General features: G+C 49.5%; 11 protein-coding genes and 1 pseudogene. 7 read left to right on the forward strand and 5 right to left on the reverse strand.

Annotation, left to right across the window (positions count from 1 at the left end; translation table 11 throughout):
- Positions 1 to 17 precede the first annotated feature (17 nt).
- The gene (gene abc-f, locus AC4PHM_RS08540; RefSeq protein WP_492017402.1) at positions 18 to 1949 is read left to right on the forward strand and encodes a ribosomal protection-like ABC-F family protein; all 1932 of its coding nucleotides are present in this window, start codon (positions 18 to 20) and stop codon (positions 1947 to 1949) included.
- Positions 1950 to 2014: 65 nt separating this feature from the next.
- On the forward strand, positions 2015 to 3649 hold the full coding sequence (locus AC4PHM_RS08545; RefSeq protein ID WP_492017403.1) for a DEAD/DEAH box helicase: 1635 nt from the start codon (positions 2015 to 2017) through the stop codon (positions 3647 to 3649).
- A gap of 121 nt (positions 3650 to 3770) precedes the next feature.
- Here AC4PHM_RS08545 and AC4PHM_RS08550 read toward each other — a convergent pair whose 3' ends face one another.
- The 4 genes from AC4PHM_RS08550 to AC4PHM_RS08565 all read right to left on the reverse strand — a co-directional run bounded on the left by AC4PHM_RS08550 (position 3771) and on the right by AC4PHM_RS08565 (position 7741).
- Positions 3771 to 4559 (reverse strand): IclR family transcriptional regulator, encoded by a 789-nt coding sequence (locus AC4PHM_RS08550; RefSeq protein ID WP_492017404.1) that lies wholly within the window; start codon positions 4557 to 4559, stop codon positions 3771 to 3773.
- 181 nt (positions 4560 to 4740) lie between these two features.
- Positions 4741 to 5802 carry a YeiH family protein gene (locus tag AC4PHM_RS08555; protein ID WP_492017405.1) on the reverse strand — a complete coding sequence of 354 codons (1062 nt, stop codon included), beginning with the start codon at positions 5800 to 5802 and terminating at the stop codon, positions 4741 to 4743.
- 109 nt (positions 5803 to 5911) lie between these two features.
- A complete protein-coding gene (locus tag AC4PHM_RS08560) occupies positions 5912 to 6253 on the reverse strand; it encodes a zinc ribbon domain-containing protein YjdM (protein ID WP_492017406.1) in 342 nt (113 codons plus the stop codon).
- 177 nt (positions 6254 to 6430) lie between these two features.
- A complete protein-coding gene (locus AC4PHM_RS08565) occupies positions 6431 to 7741 on the reverse strand; it encodes an MFS transporter (protein ID WP_492017407.1) in 1311 nt (436 codons plus the stop codon).
- Positions 7742 to 8101: 360 nt separating this feature from the next.
- Here AC4PHM_RS08565 and AC4PHM_RS08570 point away from each other — a divergent pair, with 360 nt between their 5' ends.
- The 5 genes and pseudogenes from AC4PHM_RS08570 to AC4PHM_RS08590 all read left to right on the forward strand — a co-directional run bounded on the left by AC4PHM_RS08570 (position 8102) and on the right by AC4PHM_RS08590 (position 16220).
- Positions 8102 to 10621, forward strand: a complete 2520-nt coding sequence (locus AC4PHM_RS08570) for a bifunctional diguanylate cyclase/phosphodiesterase (protein WP_492017408.1) — start codon at positions 8102 to 8104, stop codon at positions 10619 to 10621.
- Positions 10622 to 10683: 62 nt separating this feature from the next.
- Entirely contained in the window at positions 10684 to 12057 is a 1374-nt protein-coding gene (locus AC4PHM_RS08575; protein ID WP_492017409.1) for a GGDEF domain-containing protein, read from the forward strand.
- 162 nt (positions 12058 to 12219) lie between these two features.
- Positions 12220 to 12369, forward strand: a pseudogene (locus AC4PHM_RS08580) (hypothetical protein); the annotation flags it as partial.
- Positions 12370 to 12396: 27 nt separating this feature from the next.
- The gene (gene fdhF / locus AC4PHM_RS08585) at positions 12397 to 14262 is read left to right on the forward strand and encodes a formate dehydrogenase subunit alpha (protein ID WP_492020487.1); all 1866 of its coding nucleotides are present in this window, start codon (positions 12397 to 12399) and stop codon (positions 14260 to 14262) included.
- Positions 14259 to 16220: a 4Fe-4S dicluster domain-containing protein gene (locus AC4PHM_RS08590; protein ID WP_492017410.1), complete on the forward strand. Its 1962-nt coding sequence runs from the start codon at positions 14259 to 14261 to the stop codon at positions 16218 to 16220. The genes fdhF and AC4PHM_RS08590 overlap by 4 nt, the downstream gene beginning before the upstream one ends.
- A gap of 103 nt (positions 16221 to 16323) precedes the next feature.
- On the opposite strand, the gene AC4PHM_RS08595 is transcribed toward AC4PHM_RS08590, so the two are convergent.
- A complete protein-coding gene (locus AC4PHM_RS08595; RefSeq protein WP_492017411.1) occupies positions 16324 to 17448 on the reverse strand; it encodes a hypothetical protein in 1125 nt (374 codons plus the stop codon).
- Positions 17449 to 17635: the final 187 nt, after the last annotated feature.

Consider the following 17635-nt stretch of genomic DNA (forward strand, 5'->3'; position numbering starts at 1 on the left):
AAAGGGGCATCCACAGCATGATAGATATTTCTTTCTTTCAAGTCAAAAAAACATATTATCAGAAACCTATCCTTGAATCTGTCTCCTTCGACGTGATCTCCGGCTCAAAAATTGGCTTAATTGGCCGTAACGGCGCAGGAAAAACGACACTTTTCAAACTTATGATGAAGGATGAGCTGCCGGATGCAGGCCAAGTGAACCTTCGTAAAGGTCTGCGCCTCGGGTTTCTGGAACAATTGCCTGACCATAGACCGGGACTAACCGTCAAAAACTTATTGGAGGAAGGCTTCTCAGAACTTCATGAACTGAGAGCGTCGCTCTCTGAACTTGAGCTCAGAATGTCCGGGGAGCCTCAGAACACTTCATTGCTGAAAAGCTACGGGGAAAAGCTGACGCTTTTCGAAACACTGGGCGGCTACACGACCGAAGTCAAACTGAACGAGATCTGCCAGGCCTTGAAGCTGGTGCCGCTTCTTAATCAACCCTTTGAGTCCCTGTCCGGCGGCGAAAAGACCAGAACCCTATTTGGACGATTACTCCTCAAGGCGCCGGACGTTCTGCTTCTTGACGAACCCACCAACCACCTGGACAGCGATATGCTGGAGTGGCTTGAGCGCTATCTCAACCTATACGACGGCACGGTCATCATGATCTCCCATGACCGCTATTTTCTTGATCTGGTCGCCCAGTCCATCCTGGAGCTTGATCAGGGTTTTGTACGCCACTATGAAGGCAACTATTCCTGGTATGCGATTGAGAAGGAAAAACAAAATGAGCTTCAGCTTCAGCAGTATCTGCTCCAGCAAAAGAAAATTAAAGCCATTGAAGCGGCCATAAAGCGCTTCGAATTATGGGGCACCATGGGTGATAACGAAAAATTCTTCAAGAAAGCCAACCAGTTTAAAGCGCGCCTTGATAAAATGGATAAGGTCCTTCCGCCAGATCACGGCCAGCTGAACTATAAGCTCAGCCTGGACAGTACCTCCAAGTCATCAAAACAGCTGATCACACTTGAGAATCTGAAGCTGGGATACCCTGGCATGACCTTGCTTGAGCATGGCTATTTAAGTCTTTTTCGAGGCGAGCGCCTTTGCCTGATCGGTAAAAACGGCGCAGGAAAAACGACGCTGTTCAAATCGATTCTGGGACAATGCGAGGCTCTTGATGGTTCGGTCAGGGTTGGGGTATCTGCGACCATCGGCTACATCCCTCAAGATATTGAATTTGAAGATGCGGACCTCAGTCTGCACGACTGGTGTATTCAAACGCTTTCTCTAAGCAGCGGTGAGGCCAGAAATCTGCTGGCCCATTACGGATTCCGGGATCAGGAGGTTTTCAGACGGCTTTCTACGCTGTCCGGGGGTGAACGCAGCCGGCTGAAGCTCATTCAAATTTCGAAATCCCAGTCGACGCTGCTGCTTCTCGACGAACCGACCAATCATATGGATATCCCCTCACGGGAGCAGCTGGAAGCCATGCTGTCGGATTTTAAAGGGACTTTGCTGATGATCTCCCATGACCGCTACCTGATTGAAATGATTGCTACTGGGATGGTCTGGCTGCATGATCAGACCCTGGAGCGGATTGACGGGGGGTATGAGGATTATTTAATCGCGAGATCGCGGGTTCATCTGCTCGAGTCGAACACCATGCCCGAAAAATGTGTCAATGCTTCTGAGAAAGACGCGGCAGCCTCCAGCCAAAATCGAAAGGAACGTCCAAAGACCTTCCAAAAAGAGAAACTGCGGCTGCAACAGGTTGAAGCGGAAATTGCGTTGGCTGAAGACCAGCTCACCCTTATAGAGGAGGCCCTAAAGGCGCATGCAAGTGACTTCGAAAAGCTGACGGCACTCAGCTCAGAGCTGGCAGCGCTTAAGGAACACCATCATATCTTGCTGGAGGAATGGACTGAGCTTGCGGAAACTGTTGAATCAGGTGCTAAGGCTTGAAATAGGACATTTCGCCGAAGCATGTTATAATAAGACTACACATTAACGGAAATGAGGTTCCCAGCATGACGCAATTTAAAGATCTTGGCATTGAAGCCCCTATTCTGACCGCTATTGACGAGATGGGCTTTGAGACCCCTACAGAGGTTCAAATCAAAGCGGTACCAAAGATCCTCAATCAGGAGGACTTAATTATTATTTCTAAGACCGGCAGCGGCAAAACCGCTGCTTTCGGCATGCCTATTTTGCAACTGACGACGCCCGACACCAGCGCTACCCAGGCGCTGATTCTCACACCTACCCGAGAGCTGGCCATCCAGGTGGATCACGATATCATGCAAATGGCCAAGCACCTGAGCCACAAGACGACAGCCATCTATGGCCAGCACAACATCAACGTTGAGATCAAGGCCCTCAGCAAGTTTCCGGAGATTGTCACGGGTACGCCGGGCCGGGTATACGATCACATTCAAAGAGGCCAGCTCAAGCTGGATAAAGTGAAATTCCTCGTCATTGATGAAGCGGATCGCATGCTGGACATGGGCTTTATTGATCAGGTGGTTCGGATTATCAAAAAACTGCCTAAGGATCGTATCACTCTGCTCTTCTCCGCGACCATGCCGGAAGAAGTGCGCCGCATGTGCAAGGCATACATGAAGTCCCCTACGACCATTGAGATCGAATCCGAGACAAAAACGGTGGATCTGATCGAGCAATCCTATTACCGCGTGGAGCGCAACGAAAAGCGCACTCAGCTGGATAGGCTTCTCCAAATCAACCGGCCTGACAGCTGCATGATCTTCTGCAATACACGCCATGCGGTGGATCAGGTTCAGAGTTTCCTCCAACGCCAAGGCTACGCGTCCATGGCCCTCCACGGCGAAATCCCACAGAGCAAACGGCAATCCACCATAGAAAAATTTAAGAAGAGCGACTTCCACCTATTGGTCGCTACAGACGTTGCGGCACGTGGCATTCATATTGATGATCTCTCTTTGGTCATCAATTATGATGTCCCGGAGGACAAAGACAGCTATGTCCATAGAATCGGCCGCACGGGCAGAGCCGGCAACACAGGCCGCGCCATTTCCCTGGTTACAGGGGATGACGTGATGACCCTGTATGAAATCGAAGAGCATATCAACGCCATGATCTCCGAAGCGGATCTCCCTACAGACGCAGAAGTGAACGCTGAGAAGGATGCAGCTGCGGTCTGGAAAAAGACGAAATCGGTGCCATTCTCTCCGCCTGCGGATCCAACCCTAAAAGCCAGGGGCAGCCGACCGCCAAGACGTTCCGGGGCTGAGAAATCAGCTCATGAAAAGTCAGTTCAAGGAAAGCCGGCCCAAGGAAAGACCAGACCACAAAGTGAGAAAAAGTCAGAGCCTAAAAAGAGCAGACCTGCCGATGGTCGCGAAACCGGCTTCCGCTACGAAACCCGCGAGCCAAGCTTTGACAACCACCAAAAATCGACCCACGAGAACGCTCACCCAAAAAAGAAGCCTTACACCGGGTCCGGCCGCCAAGGCAACCCAAACCAGTATCACCCTCACCATCAAGAGCCAAAGACAAAAGCGACCAGCCCTGCTGCAGCACCGAGCGCTCCGGTCCCACCAAAGCCTCAGGCAGTTTCCACTCCGCCGAAAGAGAAGTCTGTATTGGCTAAAATTGTTGGGCGCTTGTTCGGGAAGAAGGGATGAAACTCGGTGTCAGACACCCAGTTTCATCTCGCACAAAAACCCAAAAGCGGCTCCAAGCAATAGAGAATCTTTCTCTTCTGCTTGGAGCCGCTTATTCTTAAGCAATTATTATTATTTAACGTTACTCAATTTGTCCATTCGACCTTGTATGATACCCCAGTTTCCTGGAAATCTTATCTGCTGCATCTGTTATCAATTTCGCGAAAAGATCCGTATCTTCCGGAAATCTAAACTTCGGACCTGACACGGACAGGCAGCCAATGACCTTTTGTGTCGAATCAAAAATTGGCGCCGCGACGCAGCCCACTTCGTAATCCTTTTCGCCAACGCTCACCGCGTAACCCTGCTGCCTGATTTTTTCAAGCTCCTGTATGAACGCCTCCGGGTCAGCCACTGTATATTCCGTCAGCTTCACCAGTTCTTTGGTCATTTCCACCCAGACGGAACGATCCATGAACGCCAGAATCGACCGCCCCGTCGCACCCGCCCAAATTGGGAATCTCTCGCCAATACGTACGGTGCGCTTGATAGCCATAGGGCTCTCCACCTGCTCAAAGCAGACGCGGTCGTGATAGTCCAGCAAATAAAGGTTCGTTGTCTCTCTCGTCTGGTGCGTGATGTTCTCCATGTGCGGCCGGCTGACGCTTCGAATGTCCATGCTTTCCTTGGCAATCAGTCCAAGATAATAGAGATCGAATCCCAATTTATAGTGGTTGGTCTTTGGATTCTTATAAATGAACCCTTCTTCTTCCAGCGCCGTGAGCAGCCGAAGCGTCGTCGACTTCGCCAGTGAAATTTTTTCGGAGATCTCCGTCAAATTCATCTCCCGCGCTTCCCAGGTGAATGCCTTTAAAATGGATAGCGCTCTGGAAAGCGTTCTGACCGAACTTTCGCTCTTTTCTGTTTTCATTTGCCCACCTCATGTTTATTTGCGCTGCCCAAAGTACGAGCTGCCGTCAAAATCCGTCACAGTGACGTTTCAGCCCTATCATACCACAGGATGGCACAACTTATCCATTTTTAAAATCAGAAGACCCAAAAAATTCAAAAATATAGCCGATAGTTCCCCTACCCACCACAATTACCAACCATTACCACATCTGAATGACACTCTGTACCAATAGAGAAGCTCCCGCGACCGCAATCCAGCAGCAAATTCCCAGGACCACAGGCTTCAGCCCTTGAGTCAAAAGCTTCTTGATCTTCGTATTGAGTCCAATGGCTGCCATAGCCATAACGATCAGAAACTTACCCACAGTCACCAAAACCGTAGACAGTGCTCCAAGCTCAAAAACCGTATTCACTACAGCCGCTGCCAAAAAACCAATGACAAACCACGGAAACACTTTTACAAATTTAAAATTCTCAATTTCAGAAAGTTCATTTCCTCCCTCACCAGTTCCAGCCAAAAGAGATTTCTTTCGGGCAGTGTAAATGGCAAGAAACAAAGTGATGGGCACAATCATCAGAGTACGGGTCAGCTTTACAATTGTAGCAAACGCCAAAGCTGTATCATTGCCAGCCGCACTGCTCCAAGCCGTCCCCGCCGCAACGACGGAGGACGTGTCATTGATGGCAGTGCCTGCCCACATGCCAAAACCCATATCGCTGAGACCCAGCAGTCGCCCGAAAGTTGGAAATATAAATACTGCCAGGACGTTAAAAAGAAATATGGTAGAGATCGCATGGGCGACCTCTTCGTCACTCGCCTCGATCACCGGTGCCGTCGCTGCAATCGCGGAGCCGCCGCAAATGGACGTTCCAACACCAATCAGTGTTGTCACTTTGCCGTCCAGACTCAAGGATTTTCCCACAAGATAGGACGTCACAAAGGACGCTGCTAAAGTCACCAGAATCACCATTATGGACTGGCTGCCGACCTTAAAGACATGGAATAAATTCATGCCGAAGCCTAACAATATGATTGACAACTGCAGCACCTTCTTGGAAGTCATTTTTATGCCCTTCTCAAGACCTCCGAAACGCCACTTTAATCCTGATAAATTAGGAAAAAACAGTGACAGCATCATCCCTGCAAGGATTCCAAAGACAGGGCTCCCCACCACAGGAAACACTTTGCCCAGAAACCATGCCGGCATGGCAATGATCAAACAAAGCAGAACTCCAGGTGAGGTTTCTCTAAAACTTTTCACAAAATGACACCCTTTCGCAAGGAAACTCGGTGTCTGACACCGAGTTTCACTTCTTTTTGAAACTCGGTGTCAGACACCGAGTTTCAACACCGAGTTTCACTCAAGTGCTCTATATTTTCTTAACGAACTCTGATTTGAGATTCATAGCGCCGAAGCCATCTATTTTACAGTCGATGTTGTGATCGCCTTCCACCAAGCGGATATTCTTGACTTTAGTGCCCATCTTAAGCGCGGACGAGCTGCCTTTTACTTTCAGATCCTTAATGATGGAGACGGTGTCACCATCAGACAACACATTGCCATTGGCATCCCGTACTTCAAAAACCTCATTGACTGCCTCAGCAGCTGAAGCATTCATACTCCATTCGTGGCCGCATTCCGGGCAGACAATCATCTGATCACTTTCGTAAGTATATTCTGAACTGCATTTTGGACAATTAGGCAAAGCCATAGTGCTTTCACTTCCTTTCAGGGGTTTAAAAGGCCAGTCAATGACCGTCACAAAGTTTATCACCTCATGAGCCTCAGTGTCAAGGCTGACCCTAAATCTCAACCCCTTCACACAACTTAACAACTTAAGCACTACTTAAGCAATTCAACCCTCTCAGACTATGCTAAAGTATAGACGTTAGCGTTCTTCTGACTTTGACCCTACATCTTGCAACTCTGCAGCCACTGCCACAGGCTCATCCTGACTCGATGCCTCAGGCACCTTCGGATTGCCCGCCGCCACCAAAATCCGGTCCAGAATCATACCAGCGCTGAGCAGCACAACCAGAGCACCCGTCACAATCATGATCCATTCTATCGCGATCCTGTCAGAGACCGGTCCAAAAAACATCATGCCGAGCGGCATCATTGCGCTGGACAGCATGCTCATGACGCCAAAGACTCTTCCCATATAATTTTCCTCAACGGTTTCCTGGATCAAGACCATAGACGGGGTGTTATAAGCAGGTATTGAAACGCCTATCAAAGCGAGAAACAGCGCGTATCCCCAAAAGGTCGGCACCACACCCAGAGCGAGCGTGCCAAAGCCAATAATGCCACCGGACAAAGCAATTGTATGAATTCTATTCTTCATGCCGCCCCAGGCCGCCATGATTCCGCCGCCTGCGAGCATACCTACGAAGAACACCACCTCAATTACCGTCAGATGCCAATAGGTGCCGCTAAAAGTCCGTGTGACCTGTAGCGGTGTCAAAAAAGCAGAAGGTGCAATCAGAAACATTATAATTGCGTAAAACACGAAAAAGTGAAGAATGAATCGATGCTGTCGAATATACGTGAACCCCAGCTTCAAATCCTCAAAATACCCAGACTCCTGCTTTTGAAGCGCTTTTTTGTGAGGCTTCACATGGAGAAAGAGCATGAGAATCGCAACGGCAACACCCGCCGTTACAATATCAATAAAAAGAAGATTCTGCAGACTGGTCATACTCATGAGCGCACCGCTCGCCACCGGCGCGACCAGCATTAATCCCGACTGCAAACTGTAATTGATGCCGTTGACTCTTGTCAATTTCTCCTGGGGCACCAACTGAGGCAGCAGCGCATTCACCGCCGGCGTCTGAATCCCGCTGCCCACTGAACGCACAGCGGACAGTACAAACATGAGCCAAAGCGCTTCAAAACCTGCCATCAGAAAAAAGGCCAGCACCAGCGTCGCGGCTGCAATCCCAATATCCGACAGGATGATCAGCTTCTTTCGATCATACCGGTCTGCCCAAACGCCTGCAAATGGAGACAATATAAAGGCTGGCAAAAATCCGCTGATGGCAGAGATGGTCACCATCAAGCCCGACTTGGTCTCCAGGGTGATGTACCATAGAATCGCATATTGTACCAACGAAGAACCAAACAACGTAAACATCTGGCTGGTCAAAAAGACGGCCGTCTCCCGGATCCACGCCCTTTGGCTGTCACTATGAGTTGACATAATTATTTTCCTTTCTGGGTATGACTAACGCAATCTCTCAGAAAACATTTCTTTCTATACCCCGGACAGCTCAAAACACGCATTTAAGTTAACCTTAGGACTTCCCAATTAAGATGTAAGAAATGTGTTCGGCAGAAATACCCCCGCTTATGTATAATTCTTTATAATTCCGGATATTTGTTCATTATGGTCTCGAACTTTGTCGAATAATTTGTTGCGATATAATTTTTTTTGAAATAGAATATTACTATCTGTAATCATTGTTACTTTGTACCAGAAAACGAACCATTGCCAACTTCCTTCGACCGGTCCATCCACTCTTTGCAGATGGCCCCATCCTGAGAAACCGGAGTTGAAGCTATGCTATATAATAAAATTGACTGGCTGAAAAATCGTATTTGTGAAATTGAAGCGCGCAGCGAGGAAATGATCGCGGCGCGTAAAAATCTAAACCCCGTCAAAGAAACCCTGGGAATTATTCTAAAGTATTTGGGGATCGGCATAATCTGGATTTTGTTTTCAGATTATATCCTTTCTCTTGTCATTCAGGATCCGGAACAGCTTAAAGATTTTCAGCTTTATAAAGGGTGGTTCTACGTTATCGTGTCCGGCGGTGTCTTCTACGCGATAATCCTCAAAAGAATAAAACTGTTTTCAAGCGCTATCACCCATATTTACGATGAGACAAAGCTGCTGACCGCCTACGACCAGCAGCTTGAGGAAATCACCACCATCCTGGAGCGGCAGCACGAGATTCTGGCGCATCAAAAAACCGCACTTGAAAACAGTGATCAGAGGTATCAGCTTACCTTGGAAGGTTCCAATGACGCCTTATGGGAATGGGATCTAGAAACAAATCACTATCATTCCTCGATCCTGTCAAAGCCTCAATATCACTTGTCTGAGCAGCCGCTGACCAATAATGTTGATGACTGGATTGCGCTTCTGCATCCTGAGGATCGGGATATTACCCAGAACGCACTTCACAGCTTCATCAAAAGCACCAATAACTTGTACGAGAACACATACCGCGTCTGTTCGGATACCGGGGAAACCAGATGGATCCACAGCCGGGCAGTCGCCTTCAGGGATGAAACGGGAAAGGCCAAAAAGATTGCCGGCTCACACACAGATATTACAGATAGTGTACTGATGAGCGACGCCATGCATCAGGAGAAAGAATTACTGGGGAGCATCCTGCTCAGAGCGCCGGTCATGATCCTGATGATGGATCCAAAAGGCAGCATTGTCCGCTTCAATCCCATGGCAGCGCTGATCACCGGCTATTCTGAAGAAGAAGCCATCGGCCGCCATGTTCTGGAGCTCCTCAGCCCTTCCGAAGATCTCGAACAAAATGCTTGCCTCATGAAAGCCATCCTCAGCGGAGAAAGAACTGAGCATGTCGATGTCACCATTGTGTGCAAAAGCGGCAGAAGAGCAGACATACTATGGCATAGCAGTGTGATCAGGGATCAGCAGGGCGAACTCAAGTATTTGTTGAGTGTAGGTCTTGATGATACGGAGAATCGAATCATGCTGGATCAGCTTCACGAGATGGCTTATCACGATACCCTCACACGACTTCCCAATCGCAGCTACTTCAGGCTCCAGGTCCAGCAGCACCTGGATGACGCCGTGAATCAGCACAAGCAGATCGCCATTGTCTACATGGACTTGGTGGATTTCAAACACATCAACGACAGCGTTGGGGTAGAAGCAGGGGATCAGCTGCTTCAGCTCTTTGCCGAAAAACTCAGGGGCATGTTTAACGAACCTGATTTGGTCTCACGGATTGGCGGAGATGAATTTGCCATCATGCTGGTGTCTGAGGATGACATAGCGACTATGGCAGACAAAATGCAACTTGCCGCTGAGCTGCTTAAATTCAAATGGACTTGTCACGAACAGGAATTCTTTGTTTCAGTCACCATGGGTATGGCGGTCTATCCAACCCATGGCTGTGACCTGAACACCCTGGAAATCAATGCCGATACCGCATTGTTCCACGCTAAAGAACACGCCCGAGGCAAATGCGTCCTCTTCAGGGATGAGATGCGCGATAATATTCTGAACACCATTCATATGAGCAGCCTCCTCAGAACTGCACTGGATCAGAATCAGTTTTCTCTGGTTTATCAGCCAATTATTGAACTGAGCACTATGACAGTCTCAGGTGTTGAAGCTCTAATCCGTTTGAAGGACGCCGAAGGGCACCCCGTCTCCCCTATGAGTTTCATCCCTTTTGCTGAACAGCACGGTTTCATAACAGGCATCAGCGAGTGGGTCATCAAAACGGCCGCAAAGCAAAAAGACGACTGGAACCACCTTGGCTTCAGTTCACTCACTATGTCCATCAACCTCTCCGGAAAATGCCTGACCAACAACCATATCTCAGAAACCCTGGAACGCTACATGAAAGTTTACAATATTATGCCGGAAGAATTTGATCTGGAAATCACGGAAACGGCAATAATTGAGGATATGGACAAAAGTTTCAAGATCCTGGATCAATTGAAGGAGATCGGATTTTCCATAGCACTTGACGACTTCGGTTCAGGTTACTCCTCATTAACTTATTTAAATAAGCTTCCCATTGATACTGTGAAAATCGACCGGGAATTTATCAGTCAGATTACAGAGGAAACGGCAGACCTTCATTTGCTCAGCGCCATCATTGACCTCTCACACCGTCTTGGACTCAGGGTTCTGGCAGAGGGCGTCGAAAACGAGTCACAGCTTCAGTATCTGCTGAAGCAGGGCTGCGATCTGGCCCAAGGCTATTATTTCTGCAGACCGCTGCCCGCCCCTGAGGCTGAACACTTTATTGCGTCACGAAATATTCAGTTGGAAATGGATATCTTCATAGAAAACACACAATAATTCTATATCCTATTTGTTGAAATCGCGACAAGAATTACACCCCAAATTGGAGACTTTTGCCTATGATTAAATCCAATCCTTTCATTCGGCGATTCAAAGTATGGACATGGATTTTACTTGTTCTTATTGTCCTGATTACTTATGTCACTCTGTTTCAGCCTTATCGGTCGGCTCTCGAAAAAATGACACTGGAGAATTATGTCCTGATTTCCAAGGCGTCAGTCAGCACTGTGGATCAATTCATATTGCGCAGCCATGAAAACGCCAACAATTTTTCCCATGCACTGATTGAGCACACACCTCTGGATGACTATTTGAACGGCAAGCTGACCTTGGACGAGCTCAAAAAGATCAGCGCCGATGGTTTCCTGTACGAAGCCTCAAAACAGCCCCATTTAATCGCCGGTGCCAGGCTGTTGTTCGGGAGTGTGAACGCGACTATCGGCAGCGAATATCTTCCTGCTCTCTTGAGCCAGCGAAACGACTACAATTCAAGCCATATTCAGACGGTATTTTTGACAGGTCGTGAAACGCCGGGGCTGTTTGTGGCAGTGCCGCTGATGACAGGCGGAATGATTTACGGTTACGATTTGATTCTGTACGATCTCGCCGCGTTGGCAGAACCGCTGAACCGAAACAATATGACCTTTTCTTTTATCGACCTGACACAGCAAAATTCATTGTTTGAAAAAGGGGCCAAACTGAAGGAGGCCGGCGGTGTCATGCTTTATGACAATGGCTGGTACACCGGTTTCGTCCTTCCCATTGACGGCACAAACCAGGCGCTGCATATGTCCACCTCAAATGAGGACCTCTACGAACGCGTGGATGACATTATCCTGATGAACCTTTTGGGATTTGCGTTGGCGGTTGGGGCTGTGCTGTTTCTCAGCAACCGGTTTATTGTGTTCCACATCCGGCATTTGATGGCTCACGCTGAAAAATCCAAGGAAAAATATATGGATATGGCGAACCGGGACCAACTGACAGGCACGTTTTCCAGACGCTACCTGGAGGAGTGGAAGATTTCGAACGCCCCCCTCAGCCTGCTCGAGTTGACGCACTATATATTGGCTATGGTGGACGTCAATGACCTCAAGGTGATCAATGATACCTATGGTCACAAAACCGGTGACCTCGCCCTGAAATATGTGGCAGATACCATGGGGCGGACGCTGCGCTCGGAGGATGTCATCATCCGCTACGGCGGGGACGAATTTCTCGTGATCCTGTCCTCATGCTCTTTGGATGAAGCAAATCATATTTTCAGCAGGATCAATCAGGCACTGCTTCTGGACCAACCTTTCGATTTTCCGCTGTCCATCTCTTATGGTACAGAATATTTGACGAAGGTGGAGCTTATGGATGAAGTCATCCATTCTGCAGACGAAAAGATGTATGCGTTGAAAATGAAGAACAGGGCAGTTTTTGCTTAAGCAACTCCAATAAGACTCAGAATGAGATCGGTGCGTTGCGCCAATTTCCTTTTTTGTTTTTACGGACGCCAACATTCCCGTTTTGCCACATGGAACGAGGGTATTCATTAGATGATGTCTTTTATTGAATACAGAACGCCACTAAAGCAAGGAGGCAGAAGGATGAAACGATTGGAAACCACCTGCGGCTACTGTGGGTGCGGCTGCGGCATCTACGTCAATGTGGCGGATGACGGTACCCTTCTCGGCATCACGCCAAGTTACAATCACGTGGTGAGTCAGGGCAAACTTTGCTCAAAAGGCTGGCACGGCTTTGGCTTCGTACGCGACTCCAGACGGCTGGTCAATCCCCTCGTAAGAAATGACGATGGCAGCTTCCGCGAAACCACTTGGGAAGATGCCTACGACAGAGTCGTTGCAGGCTTCAAGGCTGCCATGACCGGCGGGGACAATACGGAGACCATCGGCATGCTATCCTCTGCCCGGTGCACCAATGAGGAGAATTTCCTCATGGCCAAGTTCGCCAGAAAAGCCCTGCGAACCAGCAGCATCGACCACTGCGCCCGCCTCTGACACAGCCCAACGGTAGCCAGTCTGGCTATCTCCTTTGGCAGCGGCGCTATGACCAACACCATTGAAGAAATCGGCGACGCGGACTTGATTTTCGTCATTGGCTCCAATACCACCGAGCAGCACCCCCTCGTGGCCACCCGCATTTTTGAAGCCCTCGACAAAGGCGCCAAGCTCTACGTTGCAGACCCAAGGCGCATCCGTCTCACCGACTTTGCCCATGGCTACGCGCCTATCGAACCCGGCACCAACCTGGCCATGATCAATGCCATGATTCACGTCATCATCGAAGAAGGTCTCCAGGACCAAAAATTTATTGATGAACGCACCAACAGCTATGACATAATGAAAGCGTCTGTGGCGGACTGCACGCCGGAGTGGGCAGAGCCCATCACCAAAGTCCCGGCTGAGACCATTCGCGACTTCGCCCGGACCTACGCTGCCAGCGACAAGGCCATGATCCTCTATACTATGGGGGTCACCCAGCACGTGACCGCCACCCGCAGCATCTGTGCCCTGGCCAACCTGGCCATGCTGACCGGCCATGTGGGCCGTCCGTCCACCGGCATCAACCCGCTCAGAGGACAAAACAATGTCCAGGGCTCCGGTGACATGGCGACACTGCCGGACTATCTGCCAGGCTACCAGCGTCCGGAATGGCCGACTACCTGGGAGCGCTTTTCCAATGCGTGGGGCGACTTTTCATGCCTGCGCGGCAAAGTCATGTCTGAAATGTTCGATCTGATCGACGAAGGCAAGATGAAAGCCATGTACATAGTCGGCGAGAATCCCGTTCTTTCCGATCCGGACCAGAATCACACTATTCACGCTCTCAAGAAGCTGCCATTCCTGGTGGTTCAAGACCTCTTCCTGACGGAAACCGCCGAATACGCGGACGTCGTCCTGCCGGCCTCCAGCTGGCTGGAAAAAGACGGCACCTACACCAATACCGAGCGCCGGGTCCAGCTGATCCGCAAAGTCATCGAGCCTGTGGGCAACTCCAAGCCCGACTGGATCATTCTTAACGAACTCATGCAGCGCATGGGCCTGGACGTCGATTATAAATCCACTTCCGAAATTATGGACGAAATCAACCTCCTCGTCCCAACTTATGCCGGCATCACCCACGAGCGCATCCAGGAGGTCGGCATACAGTGGCCGTGTCCGGACAAGAACCACCCGGGTACTCCAATTCTCCACGTCGGCCAGTTCCGCCGCCAGGGCGGCAAAGGCCTCTTCACCATCAACAACTTTGAGCGCGAAGGTGAGCGCACCAGCGAAGAATTCCCGTTCATCATGACCACCGGCCGCGTCACCCACCAGTATCACACCGGCACCATGACCCGCAAGGTCTGGACCCTGCACCGGGAATACCCTCACGGCTTCGTTGAGATCAACGTCAAGGATGCTGAAGCGCTGGGCATCAAGGAGCACCAGATGGTCCGCGTTACCTCCGCCCGCGGCAGCATCACCGCCATGGCCGCAATCACCGACCGCATCAACGAAAAGACCATCTTTATGCCGTTCCACTTTGCTGAATCCCCCGTCAACCGACTGACCGGCCAGCATCTGGATCCGCTGATCAAGATCCCTGAGCTCAAGGTCACAGCCGTCAGAATCGAGGTGGAAAAATGAAGACCCCGCTGCTCTATCAACTGGAAAAATCGAATCTTGACCTCGTCCTGGGCCGCTGGAATCAGACCATTCCGGTTTACGTCCCTTCCGGCAAAGGCAAAGACATTTCCCTTTTGCCGATGGTCGACTTCCCCCGCACCGAAGCCTACATCAACCTCACCCTGCCCGTCAAAGAGATGATGTTCGAGCAGAAGGAAGCGCTTTTCCGGTGGGATCGGGATGCCGGCGGCGTGAAAGTGGAAAATCTCTCAAAGCAGCATGCCGGCGAAAGGATCCTGTATGGCGTCAGGGCTTGTGATACCTACGGCGTCGGGTATACTGACCACTTCTATATGAAAGAATTTGAGGACACCAACTACGCGTCGCGTCGCGACAAGGTCTATATTGTCGCTGTGAACTGCTTGAAGGCCGGCCCCCACTGCTTCTGTACGTCGGTGGGAACTGGGGTTTTCTCGACCATCGGCCACGACCTTGCTTTAACAGAGCTGGAAGGCTTCTACCTGGTGGAGTCCGCTACAACAAAAGGACAGCAGCTGATCGAAGCCGCGGCGGACTTTTTCGTGCCAGTGTCAGATGAGTTTGCCGGGGACGTCTCCCCCGGGATTTTGCTGAGCATGAAGGAACAGCTCCGGCAGAAGGTGGCGGACAGCTTCCCGCTGAAAATGGACCTGACGAACCTTCACGAGGATATGGCCAGGACCTTCAACGCGGACTTCTGGCTGGACGAGGCGAACGCCTGCATAGGCTGTACCGGCTGTACCAACGTCTGCCCGACCTGCACCTGTTTTAACGTCGTCGAGGAGAACCGGGACAAGGATCACGGCATGCGCGTCCGCTATTGGGATTCCTGTCAAAGCGACCACTTCACCCGCAATGCGGAGTTCCATAATCCGCGCAACGCTTTGTCCAGGACGCGGTACAGAGTCTACGACAAACTGAAGTATATTGAAGAGCGCTTCGGGTACAAGGGCTGCTCCGGCTGTGGCCGCTGCACAGATGTCTGCCCAACCTACATCAGCATTATAGATATCATCCACTCGATTCAGAAAGAGGCGAAGGAAAATCCGGAGCCCCCTGCGATTCACCAGATCACAGCCATGCGTCACGAAATCTTCGACCGCGAAATCAACGTGCGCAACGGACTCTTTACGCCGGATGTGGCGACGATCACGAAGATCGAGCTGGAGACCCCGGAGATCAAGCGGATCTACGTCAAATATGACGATCCGGCGCTGCACAAGAGTTTTAAGCTGAACGGCCAGTTCTTCCAGATCACGGTCTTTGGTGAAGGCGAGGTGCCGATCTCCATCCCATTCGGTCCTGAGGAAAGCGACGAGTTTGATTTCTGCTTCAAGAATGTGGGCACCGTCTCCAACATCCTGTACCATTTGAAAGTCGGCGACAAAGTGGGACTCCGGGGCCCTTACGGCAGACCGCTCCCGTATGAACCTCTCAAAGGGCGAAACCTGGTCTTTATTGGATCGGGCGTGGCCATGGCGCCGCTCAGAACTATTCTGGTGCAGGTCGTGGACAACCTGCAGGATTTTGGCAAGGTTGTCATCATGGCCAGCGCGCTGCAATATGACAAGGTCATCTATAAGGATGAACTGAAGCTTTGGTCAGAACTTGAGGGTGTCGAAGTGCATTACGCCCTTAAGGATCCAACGGATCAGGTCAAGGCCCACCAAGGCTATATCAATGACTTGCTGCCGGGCTTGGATCTGGACTGGAGCAACACTACAGCACTGGTCTGCGCGTCCCCTAAGCGGATCAAGGAAGTCTCAAAGGACCTCCTCGCCCTGGGGATTAAACCGACAGACATCCTGACCACCCTTGAAACCCACATGCGCTGCGGCGCAGGCAAATGCGGCCACTGCAAGGTGGGCAGCCATTACATGTGCGTCGACGGCCCGGTCTTCACTTATGAAGAGATGATGGCGCTGCCGCCGGAGTACTAGGAATCCCGCATAACAAGGACATGGTAAAACCCGCCTGAAGCTTGCGCTTCGGGCGGGTTTTTGGTTTAGAAACTCGGTGTCTGACACCGAGTTTCTGTCATTATCAATTGCCTTTATTCTTTCCATTGCCTTTGTTTGCAGAATTGCCTGGGGCAGGCGGTGTTTCCATGTCTTCTAATTCTTCGATGCGGTCTTCCAGATAATCGCGGATTGCTTCTTCATATTTCACTGCATCTTTCTTAAGAACACCATCAAACTCAGTGTTAGGACCCATTAATTTTGATACTTCGGAAATCAGGTTGGTGCCCATATAACGGTTGGATATGCCGAGTTCTTTGAGAATCTTGTTAGCGACGGCAGGGGCAGCAGGATAGTTATCCATGTCTTTGTTGTCATTGTCACCATTGTCGCCATTTTCATTTTCATCAAATATGACTTCAACAGTAATCTCATCTTCAAATTTTAATACATCGTCATCGTCGCCATCTTCATCAGGATTGATCCACGCAAAAACAGTAATCACAAACTCATCTTCCACGGAAAGGTTCCATTCAGCTTCAAAATTGAATTTGTCATTTGACAACATAACATATTCACTTGGCTGATCGATGAGTGTGATATACTGCGGTGCGCCATCCCCATCAATCTCAATTCGCAGGAATTTCAACACATCGCCTTCGTCTGCTTGAATCCAGCCTTTGATAAGTGTGTCATCACTCCAGTTGTCCACAACGATGTCTTTGCTTGGCTTCGTTAACTGCAAATCATAGTCTGTATCATAATCAAATTTAAATTCTACTGTCTTACTGTCTGATTCAGTTTGATCGCCAAGAGCTTGATCATCTGGTTCAATGCGAGTACTTACCTCAATGTTATAATCGTCGTTCACATTATCTTCAATATTAAAATCATCAGGATTAACGACAAATTTAAACGCAAACTTCTCGTTTTCCCAGTCTCCAATAACGTCATCGAAATCAATATCATCACTTTCAATTTCCAATTCCACGTCGTTGATGGTCAGTTTTATCCACTCAATGATGTCATCATCATTAGCCATGATATAACCTGTAACAAAGAACTTATCATCCTCATTAAGAAGCTTCAACTCATCGTCAGGGGTCTCAATAACAACTTTATACTCCCCTTCATCTACATAGGCAAATGCAAACGCTGACATCATCAAAATCAGCACGGTCGATAAGAACATTGCAATAAGTCGTTTCAAATCATCACGTCCTTTCAAACAAACGAGTGACATAACACTGTGTTTCTGCTTACATTATACCTCAAATACCTTAAAATATTCAAAAACACAAAAAAGTAACACACTTCTCAATTGAGGTTTTATTGCCAAAGTGGGTAAAAAGACACTATATCCTCAACATCCAGCCATTTCCCTACAAGGAGGTTTT

The organism is Acidaminobacter sp. QWL-03 (genome assembly GCF_058683855.1).

Bases quoted from the DNA above. Each gene is read 5' to 3' on its own strand.
- abc-f (WP_492017402.1), top strand. From the start codon at position 18: ATGATAGATATTTCTTTCTTTCAAGTCAAAAAAACATATTATCAGAAA.
- AC4PHM_RS08545 (WP_492017403.1), top strand. From the start codon at position 2,015: ATGACGCAATTTAAAGATCTTGGCATTGAAGCCCCTATTCTGACCGCT.
- AC4PHM_RS08550 (WP_492017404.1), bottom strand. From the start codon at position 4,559: ATGAAAACAGAAAAGAGCGAAAGTTCGGTCAGAACGCTTTCCAGAGCG.
- AC4PHM_RS08560 (WP_492017406.1), bottom strand. From the start codon at position 6,253: ATGGCTTTGCCTAATTGTCCAAAATGCAGTTCAGAATATACTTACGAA.
- AC4PHM_RS08565 (WP_492017407.1), bottom strand. From the start codon at position 7,741: ATGTCAACTCATAGTGACAGCCAAAGGGCGTGGATCCGGGAGACGGCC.
- AC4PHM_RS08570 (WP_492017408.1), top strand. From the start codon at position 8,102: ATGCTATATAATAAAATTGACTGGCTGAAAAATCGTATTTGTGAAATT.
- AC4PHM_RS08575 (WP_492017409.1), top strand. From the start codon at position 10,684: ATGATTAAATCCAATCCTTTCATTCGGCGATTCAAAGTATGGACATGG.
- AC4PHM_RS08590 (WP_492017410.1), top strand. From the start codon at position 14,259: ATGAAGACCCCGCTGCTCTATCAACTGGAAAAATCGAATCTTGACCTC.